Origin of the sequence: Ligilactobacillus salitolerans (genome assembly GCF_003864415.1) — a bacterium.
GTDB classification, from domain to species: domain Bacteria; phylum Bacillota; class Bacilli; order Lactobacillales; family Lactobacillaceae; genus Ligilactobacillus; species Ligilactobacillus salitolerans.
Genome location: NZ_BFFP01000032.1, coordinates 14333 through 31717 on the forward strand (window position 1 = coordinate 14333; position 17385 = coordinate 31717).

Annotated in this window: 14 protein-coding genes; 10 read left to right on the forward strand and 4 right to left on the reverse strand. The window is 47.0% G+C overall.

Features of this window, described 5'->3' with window-relative positions:
* The first annotated feature begins 67 nt into the window (after positions 1-67).
* The 10 genes from glpO to LFYK43_RS09065 all read left to right on the forward strand — a co-directional run bounded on the left by glpO (position 68) and on the right by LFYK43_RS09065 (position 10070).
* Positions 68-1903, forward strand: a complete 1836-nt coding sequence (gene glpO, locus LFYK43_RS09020; protein WP_124977556.1) for a type 1 glycerol-3-phosphate oxidase — start codon at positions 68-70, stop codon at positions 1901-1903.
* 62 nt (positions 1904-1965) lie between these two features.
* Positions 1966-2685, forward strand: a complete 720-nt coding sequence (locus LFYK43_RS09025; RefSeq protein WP_124977558.1) for an MIP/aquaporin family protein — start codon at positions 1966-1968, stop codon at positions 2683-2685.
* A 211-nt stretch (positions 2686-2896) separates the two neighbouring features.
* Complete coding sequence (locus LFYK43_RS09030) at positions 2897-3607, forward strand: GntR family transcriptional regulator (RefSeq protein ID WP_124977560.1); 711 nt, start codon at positions 2897-2899, stop codon at positions 3605-3607.
* Positions 3608-3723: 116 nt separating this feature from the next.
* On the forward strand, positions 3724-5079 hold the full coding sequence (locus LFYK43_RS09035) for a PTS sugar transporter subunit IIC (protein WP_124977562.1): 1356 nt from the start codon (positions 3724-3726) through the stop codon (positions 5077-5079).
* Positions 5079-5261, forward strand: a complete 183-nt coding sequence (locus LFYK43_RS09040; RefSeq protein ID WP_124977564.1) for a hypothetical protein — start codon at positions 5079-5081, stop codon at positions 5259-5261. The genes LFYK43_RS09035 and LFYK43_RS09040 overlap by 1 nt, the downstream gene beginning before the upstream one ends.
* Positions 5258-5677 carry a DUF3284 domain-containing protein gene (locus tag LFYK43_RS09045; protein ID WP_124977566.1) on the forward strand — a complete coding sequence of 140 codons (420 nt, stop codon included), beginning with the start codon at positions 5258-5260 and terminating at the stop codon, positions 5675-5677. The genes LFYK43_RS09040 and LFYK43_RS09045 overlap by 4 nt, the downstream gene beginning before the upstream one ends.
* A 59-nt stretch (positions 5678-5736) precedes the next feature.
* Positions 5737-6828: a DUF871 domain-containing protein gene (locus tag LFYK43_RS09050; protein ID WP_124977568.1), complete on the forward strand. Its 1092-nt coding sequence runs from the start codon at positions 5737-5739 to the stop codon at positions 6826-6828.
* 467 nt (positions 6829-7295) lie between these two features.
* Complete coding sequence (locus tag LFYK43_RS09055) at positions 7296-8288, forward strand: mannose/fructose/sorbose PTS transporter subunit IIA (RefSeq protein WP_124977570.1); 993 nt, start codon at positions 7296-7298, stop codon at positions 8286-8288.
* Positions 8289-8313: 25 nt separating this feature from the next.
* Positions 8314-9120, forward strand: a complete 807-nt coding sequence (locus tag LFYK43_RS09060) for a PTS mannose/fructose/sorbose transporter subunit IIC (RefSeq protein WP_124977572.1) — start codon at positions 8314-8316, stop codon at positions 9118-9120.
* A 20-nt stretch (positions 9121-9140) separates the two neighbouring features.
* Positions 9141-10070, forward strand: a complete 930-nt coding sequence (locus tag LFYK43_RS09065; RefSeq protein ID WP_124977574.1) for a PTS system mannose/fructose/sorbose family transporter subunit IID — start codon at positions 9141-9143, stop codon at positions 10068-10070.
* 237 nt (positions 10071-10307) lie between these two features.
* Here LFYK43_RS09065 and carB read toward each other — a convergent pair whose 3' ends face one another.
* From carB to LFYK43_RS09085, 4 genes are read right to left on the reverse strand one after another with little or no spacing between them, the layout of a single operon-like run.
* Complete coding sequence (gene carB, locus LFYK43_RS09070) at positions 10308-13499, reverse strand: carbamoyl-phosphate synthase large subunit (protein WP_124977576.1); 3192 nt, start codon at positions 13497-13499, stop codon at positions 10308-10310.
* Positions 13483-14574 (reverse strand): glutamine-hydrolyzing carbamoyl-phosphate synthase small subunit, encoded by a 1092-nt coding sequence (carA, locus tag LFYK43_RS09075; RefSeq protein WP_124977578.1) that lies wholly within the window; start codon positions 14572-14574, stop codon positions 13483-13485. Before carA ends, carB begins: the two co-directional genes overlap by 17 nt.
* A gap of 23 nt (positions 14575-14597) precedes the next feature.
* Positions 14598-15875, reverse strand: coding sequence for a dihydroorotase (pyrC, locus tag LFYK43_RS09080; protein WP_124977580.1), 1278 nt, complete (start codon positions 15873-15875; stop codon positions 14598-14600).
* A complete protein-coding gene (locus tag LFYK43_RS09085) occupies positions 15872-16828 on the reverse strand; it encodes an aspartate carbamoyltransferase catalytic subunit (RefSeq protein ID WP_124977582.1) in 957 nt (318 codons plus the stop codon). The genes pyrC and LFYK43_RS09085 overlap by 4 nt, the downstream gene beginning before the upstream one ends.
* Between the last annotated feature and the right edge of the window lie 557 nt (positions 16829-17385).

Here is a 17385-nt window from a genome sequence, read left to right on the forward strand (position 1 = left end):
AAAAGTTATGAAGGTAAACAAGGCTTAATACCTTGCTTACTCCAATTAAAATAAGGAGGAAATTGAAGTGAAGTTTTCTTATAAGACAAGAAAAGAAACAATCGAGCAACTTAAGGACACACAGCTGGATCTATTGATCATCGGGGGCGGGATCACCGGTGCCGGTGTTGCGCTCCAGGCTGCCAAGGCAGGCGCTAAGGTCGGCTTGCTGGAAATGCAAGATTTCGCTGAAGGAACAAGTTCTCGCTCAACCAAGTTAGTACACGGCGGGATCCGTTACTTAAAGACCTTTGATGTCGGTGTTGTTTCCGACACAGTCAAGGAACGTGCTGTTGTTCAAGGGATTGCACCGCATATTCCTAAGCCGTTCCCAATGCTTTTGCCGATCTATGATTCACCAGATCAGACTTTTGATATGTTTAGTGTCAAAATCGCGATGGATCTCTACGATCGCCTAGCCGGTGTGGAAGCAAGTCAATATGCTAATTACACGATCGACCGGGACGAAGTATTGCAGCGTGAACCTGGCTTGAAGAGTGATAAGCTGCTCGGTGCCGGTGTTTACTTGGATTACGTCAATAACGATGCGCGTCTGGTAATTGAAAATATCAAGGAAGCTGCTGAATTAGGCGGTTTGATGGCGAGTCGTGTTAAAGTAGTTGGCGTTTCTCATAATGCTGACGGTAAAGTTGACGGCGTGACTGCACAAGATGTTTTAACTGGTGAAGAATTCAAAGTTAATGCTAAAGTGCTGATCAATACAACTGGACCATGGTCTTCCAAGTTCTTAGGCCTGGATGACAAGAATGGCAACAGCGGACAAACGATCCGCCCAACAAAAGGTGTTCATTTAGTTGTCGATGAATCAGTCCTCAGTGTTCCGCAGCCAACCTACTCTGATTCAGGTGCTGGTGATGGCCGGATGATCTTCGTTGTTCCGCGTGAAGGCAAGACTTACTTTGGAACGACCGATACCGACTTTACTGGTGATTACACTCACCCAACTGTTGAACAAGCTGACGTGGATTACCTCTTGAAGGCCATTAACAACCGTTTCCCAGAGGCTAATATCACTCTGGATGACATTGAAGCCTCATGGGCTGGGATCCGTCCTTTACTTGATTCCAATGCCGGTTCCGATTATAACGGCGGCGGGGCTAACACCGGCAAGGTTTCTGACGACAGCTTCAATAACTTGATCTCTGCCGTTGATAAATTCAACAAGGGTGAGGTCCAACGCGGGGACGTTGAAAGAGCGATCAGTGCGTTGAAGACAGCCAGCGGTGAAAAAGAAGTTTCAGCTTCACAAGTTTCTCGCGGTTCATCGCTTGACGTTGGTGAAGATGGTCTGATCACCTTATCTGGCGGTAAGATCACGGACTACCGTAAGATGGCAGCTGGCGCAATGGAATTGATCACTAAGACCTTGTCTGAAGAATTCGGCGTTGAGATTCGTGAGATCGATTCGAAGAAACTTCAAGTGTCTGGCGGTCATTTTGACCCAACTAATGTTGAGAAGACCATTGAATTTTATGCTAAGCTGGCTGTGGGTAAAGGCATCCCGCAAGAAGAAGCAGAAGATTTAGCTAACCGTTTTGGTTCTAACACTGGTCGTGTTGTTTCTTATGCTGCTGACCTTGAAGCCGCACCTGGCTTAAGCTTGGCTGACACACTCAGCTTGCATTATTCGATTGCTGAAGAAATGACGATGACACCAGTAGATTACTTGTTACGCCGTACAAACTATGTCTTGTTCCATGAAGATAAGCTGGCCGGCAAGCAAGATGCTTTTGTTGATGAAATGGCACGGGTCTTAGGGTGGACAGAAGAAGAAAAAGCCGCACAGGCTGCTAAATTAGCTGAAGTTGTGGCAGAAGCAAGACTGGATCATTTGAAAAAGTAATGTCTTAGATAGAAATCTGACAGAAATGAAAGTACTTTGCCAGATAAATAGGAGGAGAAAATATGGGAAGTATTGCAACTCAAGCGATGGGCGAATTTATCGGGACCCTCGTTTTGATCGTACTTGGTGACGGCGTCTGTGCCGCAGTTAACTTGAACAAGTCTAAAGCTCAAGGTTCTGATTGGGTCGTTATTGCACTCGGCTGGGGCTTAGCCGTAACTATGGGTGCTTATGTTGGCGGAATGATGGGCCCTGCTCATCTTAATCCAGCAGTGACTATTGGCTTTGCAGTTGTTGGTTTGACCAAATGGGCTGCAGTTGTGCCATTTATCATCGCGCAAATGTTAGGTGCGATCGTTGGTGCAATTATTGTCTGGTTGGCTTACCTGCCGCACTGGAAAGCAACAGAAGACCAGGATGCGATCCTGGGGACTTTTGCGACAGAACCTGCAATTCGCAGCCTTGGTGCTAACTTTATCACCGAGTTGATCGGGACAGCCGTTCTGGTACTTGGGTTGGCTAGTTTCGGTCATGGCTCAATGGCTGATGGGTTAAATCCTTTGGTCGCAGGGAGTCTGATCGTAAGTATCGGTCTTTCTCTTGGGGGCCCAACAGGTTATGCGATCAACCCTGCCCGTGACTTGGGACCTCGTTTGGCTCACGCAATGCTGCCGATTGCTAACAAAGGCGGCAACGATTGGGGCTATAGCTGGGTACCTGTTGCTGGTCCGCTTGTTGGCGGGATCATCGGCGCTTTGGTATTCGCTGTTTTACCTCTTTAAAATAAACTTATCTCGGCACTCTTCAGCAAAAAAGCTGGAGGGTGTTTTTTTATGTCAAGCTTTTTTGAAAAAACTTAAAAAATGAAAACGTTTCATTGAAATTGTTAAAGCTTACATATATAATAATTAGTGGGCACAAAAATTAAAAGCGCCGACACATTTTGTGCACCTGTCTATCAGGAAAATACTGCTAGAAAGGAGGTTAGTTTCTATGTATCACGAAGTGGCTGAGAGTATCATTCAAGCGATCCTAAAGAACCAGTATGAAGATAAATTGCCGACAGAAAAAGAGCTGGTCGAAGAATATGGAGTGAGCCGCAATACAGTCCGTAAGGCCTTAGATGTGGTTTTCGCCCATGGGATGCTGCGGCGAGTTCGAGGCAGCGGTTATTATGTCATTAAAAAACCGTTACAATCTGCCAAAGTTTTGAATATGTCGATCGGGTTTGATGAAAATTCAATGGTTTCCGGCGGTCCCTTGAAATCTAAAGTCGTTCAATTCGATACGATCGAAACCAATGAAGATCTTGCAGCGCGGGGAAATCTCCCACTGGGGACTAAAGTCTACCGGGTCATTCGCTTGCGTTATCTGGAAGAGCGGCTTTATTCTTTGGAAGAATCGTATTTCCCACGGGATGTAGTGCCGTATTTGTCGGATGAAAGTGTTCAGAACTCTATCTTTAGTTTCTTGCGTGAAACTTACCAGATGACAGGCGACACAACTGAAAACTATGTCCACGTTCAAGCTTTAGATGAAAGATACGCTGAGCTGGTAGGTAAAAAGGAAGGCGACCAGGCTTTAGGGTTGGATGCGATCAACTATCTGGCCAACGGCACGGTTTTTAACTTCTCGCGGACGATTTTTGTCTATGACAGTTTTGCTTTGTACTATCATACGCAAAATATTGATGTTAAGAAGTAGTTTTGGGGTTTGGGTTAGGTCAAGATTATTGAAAACAGAGCAAATTTCACTCTGCTTCAAGTCTTGATCAGCATTGTTTGTTTTAATTAGGTACTTATTAGATAGGAGTGGAGACAGTGAATGCCTTTATTAATTGGTTAAATAAACATATTGTTCCAGTTGCAGCTAAGATCGGTTCCGTTCGTTGGCTGATCGCCTTGCGTGATGCCTTTATCGCTATTATGCCTGCCATGATGGCCGGTGCGGTCGCTAATGTTTTGAATGCTTTAGTACGTGATATCCCAACTCAGCTGCACTGGATGGGGATCGTAACTTCAATGCAGTGGCTGATCGATTTGAATGCCATGGTCTGGACAGGAACTTTAGCAATTTTAGGTTTGATTTTTTCATTTACGTTCGGTTACCAGCTGGCAGTTCAATATAAAGTTGAACCGATCACAGGCGGGATCGTAACCTTAGGCGCCTTCATCATGAGTTTGCCGCAAAGTGCCAGCCTGCATTTGAGCTCAGCTTTGGGCAAAGGTGCAGCTAAAGCTCTGACCGACGCGGGAGCTGCAGTTACAGGCAAAGACATCTCAATGTGGGGCTACTTTAACTTCGGTTCATTCTTTGGTTCGACCGGCTTCTTTACCGTCATGATCATGGGTGCTATTTCAGCAACTGTGTATATCTGGCTGATGAAGAAAAACATCACTATTAAGATGCCAGATTCAGTGCCGCCTGCAGTTGCCAATGCCTTTACCGGGATCATCCCTGCTACGGCAGCTTTATATCTGGCAGGACTGATCGGCTATATCTTCAGCAAATTCAACACAACTGTGATTGAATTTATTGCCAAGACACTCCAAGATCCTTTGTTGAACTTAAGCCAAGGCTTTGGTGCAGTTCTGTTGATGACTGTCTTAGTTCAGGTCTTCTGGTTCTTCGGGATCCACGGGACTAACGTTTTGGGTCCTGTCATGGACAGTATCTGGTTGACAGCACAATTAGCCAATATCAATGCCTTCCAGCAAGGGAAAGCTTTGCCATATTTGTGGACACGAAACAGTTTTGACCTGTATGCTTGGATCGGCGGCGCCGGTTCAACTTTGATGCTGTTGATCGCGATCATGGTTTTCTCTAAACGGGATGATCAGCGGGCAGTCGCTAAGTTGTCACTTGCACCAGGCTTCTTTAACATTAACGAACCAGTGATGTTCGGGATGCCGATCGTTTTAGATCCGATCTACTTTATTCCATTTATCTTAGCTCCAGCTGTGATGGTTTCGATCGCTTATGGTGCCGTTTCACTGGGCTTAGTAGCTCCGATCAAGAATCAGATCATCTGGTCAATGCCGCCTGTGATCAACGTGCTGATCGCAACAATGGACTGGCGTGCTGTGGTCTTGCAGCTCTTTAATATGGTAATTGGATTCTTGATTTATGTTCCATTTGTTAAGGCAGCTAACAAGCTTAAACCAGTTGAAGAATAATGAAATTCGAAAAAAACTTTTTGACCCTCATGCTGGGGCTGGGCTTGCTGCTCGTCTTTTGCAGTTCATTTTTTCAGCTGCCGCTGCGTTTATGGGTGATTGGAATTGGACTAGTATTGACGATCGTGACAGTAATTTTGGAAGTTAAGGCTCGCAAAAAAGAGAGGACCAAGAGAAAATGAAAATCAATTTGACTTTGAACGTTCCAGTAGAATTTTTTTACCATGAATTAATGGAATCTGCTCTGGAGGATATCCGGGTACATGTCGGCAAAAAAATCTCCTGGCGGGAATTACCAGGCTATACCTATGACAAGAAATGGGCGAGCGGGCGTCAGGCGAAGATGCACATTGACACTGCGATCCCAAGCCAGGCCTATGGTTATACCATGGATATGCCTGACCAGAAGTTTATCGTTGAGTATCGGTTAGAGAAAAAAAGCGATAAGCAGACGGTGTTAATGTATACTGAAGAAAACATTCCGAAGAGCAGCAAAGTCAAGGCGAATAATAAGTTTGGGGAGCTGGCCCTTGGCTGGCTGCGCAAACGAAAGTTTAAAAAGATGGCTCAAAAAATGGCACAAGAGTATTATAAGTAGTGAATAGAATGCGATGGGCAGTAGTGTGCGATAGAGATAAAGAGATAAGAGGTTGAATAATGAGACAATTAGGAATTTCAATTTACCCAGAACAGAGTGATTTCAAACGAGATCAGCAATATTTGCAGTTAGCGAAAAAATACGGCTATCGCCGCATTTTCACTTCACTTTTACAGCTTAAAGGTGAGGGTGGAGATGATATTTTAGCCAAGTTTAAAAAGACGGTGGCCTACGCTAACGACCTTGGATTTAAGACAGTCGTTGACGTTAATCCGGCGCTCTTTAGCGAACTTGGGCTGGAGTATACTGACCTGCACGTTTTACATGATCTTGGCGTGTGGGGGATGCGGTTGGACGAAGGCTTTACTGGGATGGAAGAAGCCCAGATGACCCATAATCCATACGGCTTGAAGATCGAGTTGAATATGAGCCGGGGTACTAACTATCTTGATAGCATCCTGCCTTATGCACCTGAACTGAGTAATTTGATCGGCTGTCACAATTTTTACCCCCAAGAATACACTGCTTTAAGCGATGAGATCTTTATGGACTATTCGCAGAAGTATCGCCAGTATTCTTTACACACTGCAGCCTTTGTTTCGTCACATACTGCGACTTTTGGCCCGTGGCCAGTCAATGAAGGCTTACCAACCATGGAAAGCGACCGTGCCCGCAGCATCTATAGTCAAGTGACCCACTTGCGTCTCACCGGGATGATCGATGATGTGATCATTGGCAATGCTTATGCTTCCGAGGAAGAATTGGCCGCTGCCGCACAGGCTTTTAATGCGGATTATCCGACGCTACACGTTGAGTTTGCTGCAGAGGTTTCGGACTTGGAAAAAGAGATCGTGCTGACACCAAACCATCTGTATCGCGGTGATGCTTCTGCCTTTCTCTTAAGGGATACGCTGCCGCGGGTAGTGCACCAGAAGGAAGGCATCGCCGCTCGCCCTAGCGATCCAACGTTGAATCGTGGAGATGTCGTTGTTGTTAATGATCAGTATGCCCGCTACAAAGGGGAGCTGCAGATCGTTTTGACGACGATGCCTAATGACGGACGGAGAAATTACGTGGGGCACTTGACCCAAGATGACTTGGCTTTGCTTGATTTGATCAAGCCGTGGAACACATTTAATTTGAGCAAATAGATCTTAGGACCGTTGCATTTCAAAACGAGTGCAGCGGTCTTTTTTACCTTTATCATTAGGATAATGCCTATATATGAATTAGATTTATGGTAGATTAAATTTAAAAACCCTATGTTCTACAATGAAATTCTTCAATAAATATCCTACAAAAATAAAATTTTACATAAAAACAATAATACTTCTTAAAATTCCCAAAAAGTGTTATCCTGTACTTAAAATCAAAGATATTCTGCGGTCGTTTCTGATTGGCCAATAGACATATCTTTGATTTATTTATTAGGAGATAATTTCTTCTGTCGTTCGTACGTTTAAGATCTTGGACACCTAGCCGCAAGAACTTTGGTTATGGTAAGGCCAAAGTTTTAAAAATAGCGCTGGGAATTTGGGGATCAAGCTGCGAGCTGAATTCATGAAGGAGTTACTTGGTCTTAAAGGACCAGCAAAATTTTTGATAGGAGGTTTACAAGATGGTAGGTATTATCCTCGCGAGTCATGGGACTTTCGCGGAAGGCATTTACGAGTCAGCCGAAATGATTTTTGGCGAACAAGAAAATGTCCAGACTGTGATCTTGAAACGCAGCGAAGGACCAGACGACGTACATGCCAAGATGGAAAAAGCCATCGCTTCTTTTTCTGACCCAGAACAAGTTTTGTTCTTGGTAGATCTGTGGGGCGGGACACCTTTCAACCAAGCCAGCAAGGTCTATGAAGAGCATAAGGACACTTGGGCGATCGTTGCCGGGATGAATTTGCCGATGGTGATCGAAGCCTATGCTTCACGGATGTCGATGGACACCGCTCAAGAAATTGCGGCACACATCCTTGAAACGGCAAAAGATGGTATCAAGGTCAAGCCGGAAGATTTGCAGCCCAAAGAAGAAGAGACAGTTCCGAAGGCACAAGATGGTCAGCCTAAGGGCGGCTCACTGCCTGAGGGGACTGTTATCGGCGATGGTAAGATCAAGTATGTTTTGGCCCGGGTCGATTCGCGGCTTTTGCATGGGCAAGTAGCCACTTCCTGGACGAAGTCGACTGCTCCCAACCGGATCATCGTTGTTTCTGATACAGTTGCGCATGATAATCTGCGTAAGAGCATGATCATGCAGGCGGCTCCCCCTGGTGTTAAGGCAAATGTTATTCCAATTTCTAAAATGCAGGAAGTCGCTAATCACCCGCGTTTTGGCAATACGAAAGCTTTGATTTTATTTGAAAACCCGGAGGATGCTTTAAAGTCGATCCAAGGCGGCATGGATCTGCATGAGCTAAATATCGGTTCCATGTCACATTCGACTGGTAAAGTGGCGGTCAATAATGTGCTGTCAATGGGACCGCAAGATGTTAAAGCCTTTGATGAATTGAAGAAAATGGGGGTCAAATTTGATTTGCGGAAAGTGCCCGGAGATAAGCGCGGTAATTTTGACGAATTAGTTGAAAAAGCTCGTAAAGAGTTAGGTTTGTAAGTTTTAGAGCAAAGGAGGAAGATCCATGTCTGGTATATCGATGATTTTAGTAGTAATTGTGGCATTTTTCGCTGGAATGGAAGGCGTTTTGGATGAATGGCAATTCCATCAGCCGCTGGTTGCCTGTACCTTGATCGGTCTGGTTACGGGACACCTGACAGAAGGAGTGATGCTAGGCGGTTCGTTACAGATGATCGCCTTAGGCTGGGCTAATGTGGGTGCCGCAATTGCACCTGATGCTGCACTTGCCGCTGTTGCTTCAGCCATTATTCTGGTTCAAGGCGGGCAAGGGACAAAAGGGATCAGTTCAGCGATTGCGATCGCCATTCCTTTGGCTGTTGCGGGCTTGTTCTTGACTATGCTTGTTCGGACCATCACTGTCGCCTTGACTCATTTAATGGATAAGGCTGCTAAAGAAGGCAAAAGCAGAATGATCGATTTTTGGCAGTACGTCTCGATTGCATTGCAAGGCTTAAGAATTGCTTTGCCTGCGGCTTTGCTGTTAGTTATTCCGGCTTCATCTGTGCGGTCGATGTTGACGGCTATGCCCGATTGGTTAAATGACGGGATGACGATCGGCGGCGGGATGGTTGTTGCTGTCGGTTACGCGATGGTGATCAATATGATGGCTTCCCACGAAGTATGGCCATTCTTCATTATTGGTTTCGTAGTTGCTGCTTTGTCTGATTTGACCTTGATCGCTATTGGTGCTTTGGGTGTTGCTTTGGCCTTGATGTACTTGTCGCTTGATAAGAGCGGCGGTTCAAATAACGATAATGGCGGCGGCAGCAATACCGGCGACCCATTGGGCGATATTTTGGATGACTATTAAGACAAAAGGAGGAAGAAACAATGGCTGAACCAGCAGTAAAAGAAAAAGAAATTACTTTATCTAAACGCGATCGTTGGAGAGTTGCTTGGCGTTCACAATTCCTCCAAGGATCTTGGAACTATGAACGGATGCAAAATGGCGGCTGGTGCTACTCGATCATTCCAGCCTTGAACAAATTATATAAGACAAAAGAAGATCGGGCAGCTGCTTACCAGCGGCACTTAGAGTTCTTCAATACCCATCCCTATGTTGCCTCGCCAATTTTGGGTGTGACCTTGGCTTTGGAAGAAGAAAGAGCTAATGGTGCACCAATTGATGATGCGGCTGTTCAAGGTGTTAAAGTCGGAATGATGGGTCCGCTGGCTGGTGTCGGCGACCCGGTTTTCTGGTTCACAGTTCGTCCGATGGTAGGGGCGCTGGGAGCTTCATTAGCACTGGGCGGCAATATCGTTGGACCGATTTTGTTCTTCGTTGTCTGGAACATTATTCGTTTGGCAACACTCTGGTATACGCAAGAATTTGGCTATAAAGCAGGTAATGCCATTACTGAAGACCTTTCGGGCGGATTACTGCAAATGATCACTCGGGGCGCTTCGATGATGGGGATGTTCGTCTTAGGTGCCTTGATCCAACGCTGGGTCACGATCAAGTTTACCCCGACAGTTTCTAAGATCCCGCAGCAAAAGGGCGAATATATTGACTGGAGTAACTTGCCTTCCGGTGCTGCTGGGATCAAGCAAGCTTTGGCTGAAAAAGCGGCCGGCAAATCTTTGGACCGTGTCAAGGTCACGACTTTGCAGGATAACCTGGATCAACTGATCCCTGGCTTGGTACCGCTCTTATTGACCTTCTTATGCATGTGGCTCTTGAAGAAGAAGGTTTCTCCAATTGTTATTATCGTCGGGATCTTCGTTGTGGGGATCCTCGGCCATGTGATCGGGCTGTTGTAAAAGAATTTATTTCTTATTCCAGCAGGCTCTATTATATTAAAAAAAGCACCACCAAATTTGCTGAAATTTTGGTGGTGCTTTTGTCTATTGTGAAATACCTGGACCTGACTCTACTCTTTCGGTTGGAAACTAGTCAAAAGACCAACCGCAAATCATTCTTTTGGTTGGTCTTTCCCCAGTCTTGATTAACTTAAAAGTACTCTTGCTTTGCTCCAGCCTTTTTTGCGTCGTTAATTCTTACAGTGGGGTCGTTGTTAGAAATTGACCTTCCAAAGCCAAAAGCAAGGCTGAGACAGTATCTAGCGAGGTTAGTAAAAGTACGTTGTGTCTGATCGCAGTTTGTCTAATTAAGAAACCGTCGGAATTTTGGGCTTGGTCGTTGCCCATTGTGTTGATCACTAGATCTACCTTTTCACTGGAAATTAAATCAATGATCTTGGATTCTTTGCTTGCGGCAGCTTTTTCACCGACCTTGGTGACAGTCGTGGTGGGCAAATTGGCCTTGGCCAATAATTGCGCGGTTCCTGCTGTTGCGTACAAACGATAGCCGATGCGGGCAAAACGATGGGCGATCTCAGTCACCGCAGGTTTGTCAGAATCGCTGATCGTCAGCAAAATACTGCCGTTAGCCGGTAAGGAGAAGCCTGCACCCATGAAGGCTTTCAGCAAAGCGTTGGAATAACGCTCATCGCTGCCCATAACTTCCCCGGTCGACTTCATTTCTGGGCCTAAGAAGCTGTCGCTATCGTCGAGTTTACTGAAAGAGAAAACTGGTGCTTTGACGAATTTTTTGCTTGGTTCCGGCAGCAATCCAGCCTTCAAGCCTTGTTCTTGCAGGCTTTGCCCGAGAATGATCCGTGTAGCGACTTGCGCCATTTCCAAGCCGGTGATTTTGCTTAAAAACGGCACTGTGCGGCTTGCCCGCGGGTTGACTTCTAAGACATAAACTTTTTCAGCGGCAATGATGAACTGGATGTTCATGATGCCGATACAGTGCAATGCCACAGCGAGTTTTTGCGTGATTTCTACGATTTCTGCTTTAACGGCCGCGCTGAGATGCTGGGGCGGGTAAACAGCCATCGAATCGCCGGAGTGGATCCCTGCCCTCTCGATATGTTCCATGATCCCCGGCAACAAGACGTTTTGCCCATCGCAGAGTGCGTCGACTTCACATTCACGTCCTTGCAGATACTGGTCGACTAAAATCGGCTTGTTGCCGACTTCGGCGAGATTTTGTTCCAGATAGTTCTGTAACTCTTCATCATTATTGACGATCTGCATCGCGCGGCCGCCTAAAACGTAGCTGGGACGGACCAGGACTGGGTAGCCAAGTTCATTCGCGCCGTCTGCGGCTTCTTTGGCGTTAAGAGCAATCTTGCCGTCAGGCTGCCGAAGTTTTAACTGCTTGATCACCTGGTCAAATTCGTCGCGGTTTTCCGCGCGATTTAATGAATCCAGGTCAGTCCCTAAGATTTGGACACCGTTTTTTGCGAGGGTGTCAGCGAGATTGATCGCAGTTTGCCCGCCAAATTGTAAAATTACCCCGAGCGGTTGTTCCAGCTCGATCACATCCAAAACTTTTTCAGCGGTTAAGGGTTCAAAGTAGAGTTTGTCCGAAATCGAAAAATCAGTCGAAACAGTTTCCGGGTTGGAGTTCATTACGATCGCCTCGTAGCCTGCAGATTGGATCGCCTTCACACAGTGAACGGTTGCGTAATCAAATTCGACTCCTTGACCGATCCGAATGGGACCGGAACCGATAACTAGGACGGATGATTTAGCAGACGGGCGGCTCTCATTATGTTCGCCATAAGTACTATAAAAATAGGGCGTATCTGCGGCGAATTCAGCTGCACATGTATCGACCATTTTATAAGCAGGCAAAATTTTTTGTTCAGTCCGGAAGGCCCGGACTTTTTGCGGCTCGGTTTCCCATAAGCGTGCGAGGGTCTCGTCGCTTAAACCATAGTATTTGGCTTCCTTGAGTGCTTGACTTTCAAATGGGTGCTCTTGCGCGGTCTTTTCTAACTCGATCAAATGCAAGACAATATCCAAGAAATAGCGGTTGATCTTGGTCAATTCGGCCACATCATCTAAGGTCCAGCCGCGCCTTAAAGCCTCAGCCAGGTAAAATAGCCGTTCATCAGTGGCGTGGATCAGATTTTTCGCCAAAAGTTCATCATTTAGTGCGTGTGCTTTGGGCAAATACAGATCATGGGTGGAGATCTCTAAAGACTGGACGGCCTTGGATAAGGCTTCTTCGGCGTTTCTTCCCAAAGCCATCACTTCGCCGGTTGCTTTCATCTGTGTTTTGACTTGGCGGTCGGCTTGCGGGAACTTGTCAAAGGGCCAGCGGGGGATCTTAGCGACCACATAGTCAAGTGCTGGCTCAAATTCGGCATAAGTTGTTTTGGTGACCGGATTTTTAATTTCAGTCAAATTCAGTCCAACTGCGATTTTTGCGGCCATTTTGGCGATCGGGTAGCCCGTCGCTTTGGATGCCAGGGCGGATGAACGCGAGACCCGGGGATTAACCTCGATCACGTAGTAGTCCATCGAGGTCGCCGACATTGCCAATTGAACGTTGCAGCCGCCTTCGATTTTCAGCGCGCGGATCAGTTTCAGAGCGCAGTCGCGCAACATTTGATATTCACGGTCGCTTAAAGTCTGCGTTGGGGCAAAAACGATCGAGTCGCCGGTATGGATCCCGACTGGATCGAAGTTTTCCATCGAGCAGACGACTAGGGCATTGTCTGCTGCATCACGCATGACTTCGAATTCAACTTCGCGCATTCCCGCGATCGATTGTTCGATCAAGCACTGATTGACGGGGGACAACTCGAGCCCATTTTTGACGATCCTGGCTAAGTCTGCTTGAGACTGGCAGATCCCGCCGCCAGTCCCGCCCATCGTGTAGGCGGGACGGACGATGACAGGATAGCCGGTTTCTTCTGCAAAATTCAAGGCTTGGTCTACTGTGTTGACGGTTTGTGACGCCGGGACAGGCTCGCCTAAGTCTAACATCAACTGTTTGAATTTTTCGCGGTCTTCTGCTTGGGCGATCGACTTCAGACCGGTTCCCAAGAGTTTGACATCCATTTCTTCTAGAATGCCGTTTTCGGCTAACGCGACTGCCAAGTTCAAGGCGACTTGTCCGCCCAGAGTCGGCAGGAGCGCGTCCGGCGCTTCTTGCCGGATGATTTTCGTGACAACGTCAGCAGTCAGCGGTTCAAGATAGACTTGATCAGCGATCTCGTGGTCCGTCATGATCGTTGCCGGGTTGGAGTTGACCAAAACGACTTCGTAGCCTTCCTCACGCAAGGCTAGACATGCTTGCGTTCCCGAGTAATCGAATTCGGCTGCTTGACCAATGATGATCGGGCCGGAACCGAGGACTAAGATTTTATGAATGTCATTTCTTTTGGGCATATTTTTCCTCCTGTTGCGCTGTGATCATAGCGATGAAATCATCGAAAACTGCCACGGAATCGTGGGGTCCTGGGCTTGCATCCGGGTGAAATTGGACCGAAGCAGCAGGAAATTTTTTGTGACGCAATCCTTCAACGGTCTGGTCGTTGAGCTCCACGTAAGTTTTGGTCAGTAAGGTCTGATCCAGGGAAGCGGCATCGACTGCATAGCCATGATTTTGTGAAGTAAAGCGGGTCTCGCCGGTTGCTACTTCTTGGACAGGGTGGTTAAAGCCCCGGTGGCCAAATTTCATTTTGAAGGTTTGAGCACCATTGGCGCGGGCGAAGAGCTGATGACCAAGACAGATCCCGAAAATAACTGTTTTCTCCTGGATTTTTTGAATCATGGGCAGGGCGTCCGGGTAATTTTGCGGGTCGCCTGGTCCATTTGATAATAAAACACCGTCGGGCGCGAAACTAAGGATCTGTTCCGCAGTAGAGGAAGACGGAACGACCACAAGATTGCAGTCGCGCTTGATCAGTTCACGTAAAATGCTTTGCTTGGCCCCAAAATCAACGACCACGATCGTAAAGCCGCTGCCTGGGATGCGGTATGGCCGCTGCTGATTTTTTACTGCGGCAAAACTTGCAATCTGGTCTTGGATCAACTCTGCGGGCAGTTTTTCTGCGGGCAAAACCTCATCGGTGATAAGCGCGCGCATGCTGCCTTTTGTCCGGAGCTTTTGTGTTAGTTCGCGTGTGTCGATCCCGCTAATTCCGGGCAAGTTATGGCGTTGCATGAATGAATCTAGGCTTTCGCTAGCCCGCCAACTATCTGTGACTCGAGCTAGCTGCCGGCAGATCACACCAGCACAAGCGGGCTCTAAATCTTCATTATCGGCTAGAGAAACACCGTAGTTGCCAAGCAAAGGGTTGGTGAAGATCACCAATTGCCCAGCGTATGAATCATCGGTCATCGTTTCTTGGTAGCCAGTCATCCCAGTCGTGAAGACCAACTCCCCGGCGGAAGTGCTGCTGCCGCCAAAGGCTTGGCCTTCATAAACGGTCCCATCTTCCAAAGTTAAGTAACGTTTCATGAATTTTTTCACTCTCCAATATGTTATGCTTGCTGCTTGCGATAAACGACTTGTCCAGCGACCATTGTTAAGACGGTCTGGCCATAGACATTTTTGCCGACAAATGGGCTGTTGCTGCCTTTGGACAGGAAATTGCCTTGGGCTAGTTGATGTTTAGCATTTAAATCGAAGAATGCCAAGTCCGCTCTTTTTCCCGGCATGATCTGGCCGGCATCTGGGATCCGGAAAACTTCTGCCGGTTTGCTGCTCATCAATTCGATCAAGCGCGCCAAGGTGATGACCTTTGTTTTGACCAGCTCAGTGTAAAGCAGCCCAAAAGCCGTTTCACTGCCTGTGATCCCAAAAGCAGAGTGAGCAAAGCCGCCTGCTTTGTCTGCTTTGGTATGGGGAGCATGATCAGTAGCGATCACATCGATCGTGCCGTCTTGGATCCCGGTGATCAAGGCTGCTTTGTCTGCTTTAGTCCGTAAGGGCGGGTTCATCTTGTAGTTGGGATCATTAGTTTGAATATCATCTTGGGATAAAAGCAGGTGGTGCGGTGTGACCTCGCATGTGATCTGGATCCCTGCTGCCTTAGCCTGGCGGACTAACTCCACCGTCTCTTTGGTAGAAACATGGCAGATGTGATAGCGTACTTTAGTCTGGGCAGCTAAAAGCAGGTCGCGTGCGACTTGCGTGGTTTCGCTGACTGCTGGGATCCCGCGCAGGTCTAGTCTAGTTGCGACTGGGCCATCATTGATCACACCCTGGTTAAAGAGTCCATCGTCTTGAGCATGAACAGCTAGCAAAAGGTCGGCTAAAGCCGCTTGTTTGCTGGCTGCATACATGGTTTTGCCTAACTGGATCCCTTTGCCGTCATTGCTTAATGCAAAAGCGCCTGCTGCATGCAAAGCCTGAAAATCGGTCAGTTTTTCGCTGGTTAAATTTTCTGTGACAGGGGCATACTGTAAAATGCGCACATGACCGTGATCTGCGTTTAGCTGACATAGTGCCTGCATTTTCTCCGGTGTATCTGGGACCGGGGTGACGTTAGCCATCGCGCAAACTGTGGTGTAGCCGCCATGAGCTGCGGCCATTGTTCCTGATGAAATGTCTTCTTTAGCCGTTTGCCCAGGCTCCCTGAGGTGAACATGGCCGTCGATCAAGCCGGGAAAAATTGCTAGCCCGGAGGCATCTAGGACCTGATCACCGGACAAGTTTTGGCCAACGGCCGCGATCTGACCATTCTTGACCAGCAGATCATTGCTGGTCAACTTTCCGCCTAGCCACACTTGTCCGTTTTTGATGACTACTGTTTTCATGAATTTTGCCCTCCAAGTTTTCTGCCTAAGATTACTGCTTCCAACATTGCCATCCGCATAAAGACCCCATTTTGCATCTGAGCGACAAACCGGGAACGCGGCGCTTCCACTAACTCTCCGGCCAATTCAACGTCACGGTTGATCGGACCGGGATGCATGATGATCGCATGCGGCAGCATCTTTTGGTAGCGTTCCTTGGTCAGCCCGTAGCGGAGGTGATACTTCCTAGGTTCAAAGCTCGCTTCTTCTTTTATATCGGTATGGCGTTCATGCTGCACCCGCAGCAGCATCATGACATCGACTTGGGTCACTAGCTCGTCAACTGGCAGATACTGCCCATATTCGGCAAATTCTGCGGTAAACCACTCTTTGGGTCCGGAGAAAAAGATCTGTGCCCCGAGTTTTTTAAGCAGCTGCATATTGCTGCGGGCAACGCGTGAATTTTTGAGGTCGCCGACAATTGCGACCTTTAACCCGGCAAACTGGCCGAATTCTTCGTGGATCGTCATTAAGTCGAGCAGGCTTTGCGAAGGGTGTTGGCCCGAACCATCGCCGGCGTTTAAAATGCCGATGTCTAATTGGGAATCGCTTTGGTCCAAAAGGGGGGCATAATAGTCATTTTGCGGATGGCGGATCACAGCCAGGTCGATCCCGATTGCTGAGAGTGTCAGCAAGGTGTCATAGAGGGTCTCGCCTTTATTGACTGAGCTGTTGGCAGCCGTAAATGGGAAGACCTCTAAGCCGAGCTTTTTTTCAGCCATGATGAAACTCGTTTTAGTTCTGGTAGAATCTTCAAAAAAGAGGTTAGCAACGTTGATCTCTCGTCCAAATTCCGGCTTTTGTCCGTGGTTTTTAAAAAATTCTGCTCGTTTGATCAGACGCAAAACTTGCGTCGAGTCGAGAGCTTGAACTGAAACAAAGTGTGGTAATAAAATCTGAGTACTATTTAACATGCAATCAGTTCCTCCTTTTGGTTGGCAGTGCATTTTTAGCATTTGACAAGTATTTTTTTAATTCACATTAAGCATCTTCTTTCAGGTAAAAAGGCAGCAGCCAGACATAAAAAAAAGGAACTGGGCATTTTTAAATGCTCCAGTTCCTTGATTTGCTTACAGTTTGGCTTTGGCCTTTGTCTGCAAGTTTCGTAAACCGTTATGCCCTCTCTGGAGTCATTTAAATGGTTCTTTTTTTATTTACTTTATTTTTTGGCTCAAAAAAAGTCCACTTGCAGCCATCTATGTGGATACAAGCGGACGCTGAATTTAATATGCGTAACCGTTCTTTAGAGATGCTGCCTTTGCTAGCCTCACGGGACTAGGTATTAAAAGGACATTCAATTTCTACTATCATACTAAGTGATACGGAGTTTGTCAAACGAATCGGGTAGGAGATAGTTCACACTATCGACCTCCCACACCACCGTACGTACGGAACCGTATACGGCGGTTCAACAACTTAAGCTTTTGCTTGAATTGACTGATACAACTTGGACATGTTTAATAGTCCTCGC

Coding starts and splice junctions, on each gene's coding strand:
- LFYK43_RS09025 (WP_124977558.1), top strand. CDS start 1,966: ATGGGAAGTATTGCAACTCAAGCGATGGGCGAATTTATCGGGACCCTC.
- LFYK43_RS09030 (WP_124977560.1), top strand. CDS start 2,897: ATGTATCACGAAGTGGCTGAGAGTATCATTCAAGCGATCCTAAAGAAC.
- LFYK43_RS09040 (WP_124977564.1), top strand. CDS start 5,079: ATGAAATTCGAAAAAAACTTTTTGACCCTCATGCTGGGGCTGGGCTTG.
- LFYK43_RS09045 (WP_124977566.1), top strand. CDS start 5,258: ATGAAAATCAATTTGACTTTGAACGTTCCAGTAGAATTTTTTTACCAT.
- LFYK43_RS09050 (WP_124977568.1), top strand. CDS start 5,737: ATGAGACAATTAGGAATTTCAATTTACCCAGAACAGAGTGATTTCAAA.
- LFYK43_RS09055 (WP_124977570.1), top strand. CDS start 7,296: ATGGTAGGTATTATCCTCGCGAGTCATGGGACTTTCGCGGAAGGCATT.
- LFYK43_RS09060 (WP_124977572.1), top strand. CDS start 8,314: ATGTCTGGTATATCGATGATTTTAGTAGTAATTGTGGCATTTTTCGCT.
- LFYK43_RS09065 (WP_124977574.1), top strand. CDS start 9,141: ATGGCTGAACCAGCAGTAAAAGAAAAAGAAATTACTTTATCTAAACGC.
- carB (WP_124977576.1), bottom strand. CDS start 13,499: ATGCCCAAAAGAAATGACATTCATAAAATCTTAGTCCTCGGTTCCGGC.
- carA (WP_124977578.1), bottom strand. CDS start 14,574: ATGAAACGTTACTTAACTTTGGAAGATGGGACCGTTTATGAAGGCCAA.
- pyrC (WP_124977580.1), bottom strand. CDS start 15,875: ATGAAAACAGTAGTCATCAAAAACGGACAAGTGTGGCTAGGCGGAAAG.
- LFYK43_RS09085 (WP_124977582.1), bottom strand. CDS start 16,828: ATGTTAAATAGTACTCAGATTTTATTACCACACTTTGTTTCAGTTCAA.